Annotated in this window: 1 protein-coding gene and 1 pseudogene; both read right to left on the bottom strand. The window is 61.1% G+C overall.

Annotation, left to right across the window (positions count from 1 at the left end; all coding sequences use genetic code 11):
* Positions 1-2,601 (bottom strand): annotated as a pseudogene (locus NW819_RS05330) (type II secretion system protein); the annotation flags it as partial.
* A gap of 183 nt (positions 2,602-2,784) precedes the next feature.
* On the bottom strand, positions 2,785-3,381 hold the full coding sequence (locus tag NW819_RS05325) for a response regulator (protein ID WP_414413114.1): 597 nt from the start codon (positions 3,379-3,381) through the stop codon (positions 2,785-2,787).
* Positions 3,382-3,466 lie beyond the last annotated feature (85 nt).

Genomic DNA, 3,466 nt, shown 5'->3' with positions numbered 1-3,466 from the left:
CTGGTCAATGGTGGCCCGGGGCCTCAGCCTCATGGATCCCAGATCCACCACGGCTTGATAGGTTACTGGCCCCTGTAGGAAGGGGTAGGCCCGCCTCCGCTCATCTTCAAGGGGATCGTTGGGGTTGGGGGGCACGCTGTGGTGGAAGGGCTGCAGAGGGAAAATGTAGCGCAGCGGCAGATAAAACCGGTTGGCTGCTTCTCGGTTCCCAGCTCGGCTGGCTTGGATGTCGTTCCAAAGGATCTGAGCTCCTGGATCCCCGGCATCGGCGGCATCCCGAATGCGCAGGATGTTGTCGGCCAGCATGCCCAACATGCAGCCTGCCGTTTGCAGGGTGGTTTGGTCAGCTAGGCTCAGTTGGTCAACAGCAGTGTCTCTGTTAACGGTATCGATGACCCTAACGGTATCGATGACCCGCCGCAGCTCGGAGAAGTTGCCAAAGGCGGTGATGAACGGATCCGGATGAATGCGGCCTGGCTGCTGTCTGGGTGGATAGGCCCCGTCGGGATCGCCGGCAAAATTGGCCAGGTTGGTTAGCGCCGTCCACAGTGGGGTGCCAGGCCGTAGCTGCTCTCTCATTGGCGAGGGATCATATTCCCAAACGTTGGTGCCCTCGCCGGTAAAGAAGTTGATGCCCAGTTGAGTGCGCTGGTCGCCGGTAGGGAAGGTGGAAGCCCGCTGCAAACTCCAGGGAGAGCCGGGGTGGGCTACCGTGGCCAGGCAAGCAATGGGGAAGCGCCCATCTCGGTGGCTGTAGTGGTAAACGGCAGTGGCCTGCACCGCCGCTGGGTTATCTCGCAGGGTTAGCCGTTGCCGCGCCTCGTTGCTGATGAAAATGGGCTGCAACTTGGTGGGATCGTCGGGATCCCCGGGCCGCACCAAAGGCAAAGGCAAAGAATCGGTGCGGGTTAGTTCCAGCCGCTGGCCCACGATCACCCGCAGCCCTTCCACGCGGGCCCGCCGCTCCCAGTAGCCATCCAAGCCCACCTCGGAAAGGGCGCCTGGGGGTGGGTTGTCTTGCGTTAGAGATTCCCTCTGGTTGTTCTGAGCATCCCCAGGGATCGGAGCACCAGCACTGACACCAAACCTCTGAGCAAAGGTGTCCACATCGCAGCCCCTTGCCGGATCAGGGCTGACCGGTGGACGGTCATAGCTGGCCTTGGGGCCAAAGCGGTTGTCGGCCCGATACACATCGTCCACGTAGGGCGGGCAGGTCTGGTCGGCAGCGGACCGAAAGCCGCCTGCTTGAACTCGTCCTGGTGGGCCACTCTCTGAATTCCGCCTGACATTAATTGGAGAGACTGACCATCCCGCTGGATCCTGGGCGTAGGTTCCGCGGGTACGAATGCGACCAAAAAGCTGTAGCTCCAGCGGATCCAGAGCTACCATTTCGGGGGCTGCCGAGTTCTGAACTGAATCGAAATTGAGGTTATTCAGGCGGGGAAGCGGCGTACTTGGCGGCACATCCGCCACCCCAGGGTGGGCATCAAAGATCAATGTATCGCTCGCCTCCTGTCCGGCGTAGCCAATGGCCCCTGCCACCAACTCTCCGAAGGCGGTAATCTCGGAGTTTTCCGGCGGCATGTAGAAGCAAGACTGCTCCGAGCTGATGGTGAAAGCCCGGAACAAGTTGTTGGCAGTGTACCGGAAGAAAAGGCTACCGCCTGCGTAGATAGCACCGTTCCAGTTGTAGCCAGGAGTAAAGAAAAACTCCACGTCGCCGCGGTTGAAAACCCCCCACTTGTTCAGCAGATCCCGCCGCCGATCTTGCTGAAATTGCAAAGCCGAAACGGCGCGGGTGGTGGAGTCGGCCCCCTCAATGGGCAAAGTTACAGCGTACACCTGAAAGGGCTTGTACAGCGCAGAGCCCACCTGGAACCAATCTCCCACGTTGGGGTTGGCGGTTTGGTTGACAGGGGAATCGTTACACCCTGCCAGGGCGGATCCTTGAAGAGGCCCGCCGCGCATCACCAGTCGCCGCGCCCGCTCGGTATCGCTGATGTTTTCCTCAAAACCCTGCAATCCAGATTGGCCCTCTACCGGAGCGCGACGGGCGTAGAGGATAGTATAAACTGTTACAGAGTCGTTGAGGCCATTGTTATCGGTATCCACCAAGAACCACCAGGCTGGGGCTTGCCGCCGCACCTGGATTCGTCGGCTGGGATCCTGGGGATCCGGAACAAGGGCGCTGTAGTTCAGCAAAAAGCGCCGCTCATCGGGAAGGGTGTAGGGATCCGAGGGCTCTGCAGGCACCGCCGTGCCATCGTTGGTCAGGGCAGAGGTAAATTGGGCATCGGTGGGGGCACTGTTGGGCAGGCGGCGATCCCGAATGAGGTTGTCGATCTTGGCCCTGGCCCGGTCGATGGCAGCATTCAGTTGCCGGCTGATGGTCAGCTCCGCCCGTTCCACCTGGGTTTGGATGGTGCGCTGGGTAGAGCGGGTCAGCAGGCCTACTGTAACCAAGCTCAAGACCAGCACGATCAAAACAGCCACCGGCAGGACGAAGCCCCGCTCGCGGATCTTGCGCCGATCCACCTGTGCTTTCAAAGAGGCGAGCAAGCGCAGGGTGAGCTTGAGCAGCAGCGTGGAAGGAGCAGACATACCGTATCTCGGACAACGTGAAGGGGAAGGCGGCACCCCAGGAATCCCTTGTCAAGATGCCAAGCTAGCAACAGTATGGCGGTGATCATGGCCGCCGCAAATCCCCACCTCTGGGGGGAGCCGGCCAGGCTGCCCTCACCCCCAGCCCTTCTCCCTCTGGGAAGGGGGGGTTGGACTCCATCCTTACAGGATCCCCAGTTGCTGTGCTTTGAGCAGGGCGGTGACGCGGTCGTTGGCATCCAGCTTGCGGTAGGCGGTGCTGGCGTATTCTTTGACGGTTTCGATGCTCAGGCCCAGACGGCGGGCAATCTGTTTGTTGGCCAAGCCCTCGCTCATCAGTTGCAGCACACACAGCTCGCGGGGGGTGAGCTTGGGCAGCTCCTGTCGGGCAGGCAGCCAGTCTCGTTCGGGGTTGGACAAAATCTGACGGATGACGCGGGCCAATTCCGCCGGGTCGGTCTCTTTGGAAAGGTAGCCTTTGGCCCCGGCGCGGCGGGCTGCCTCAATCAGACCCGGCTCCTGAAAGGTGGTCATCATCACCACCACCACCGGCAGGCCCAGCTCGGTGATTTGCTGGCAGGCGGCGATCCCATCCCCATCCGGCATGCGCACATCCAAAATGGCCACATCGACGGCACAACTGCGACAACAGTTGACGGCCTGGGATCCCGTCTCGGCTTCGGCCACCACCTCAAATCCTTGGGCTTGCAGGGCAAACTTCAGCCCCAGCCGGAAGAGGGGATGATCGTCGGCAATGAGAACGCGGACAGGGGAAGTCATGGCAGGGGATCCCAGCCGAGGGGGTGCTGGTTTTAATCTGCCCAAGGGGGGATCCCAAATAAAGCGCCCTCACCCCCAGCCCCTC

Origin of the sequence: Synechococcus sp. R8-2 (assembly GCF_047461715.1) — a bacterium.
In the GTDB taxonomy this organism is placed as follows: Bacteria; Cyanobacteriota; Cyanobacteriia; order Thermostichales; family Thermostichaceae; genus Thermostichus.
Note: the sequence above shows the minus strand (reverse complement) of the source record. Positions and strands in the feature narration are given on the sequence as shown.

Coding starts and splice junctions, on each gene's coding strand:
- NW819_RS05325 (WP_414413114.1), bottom strand. CDS start 3,381: ATGACTTCCCCTGTCCGCGTTCTCATTGCCGACGATCATCCCCTCTTC.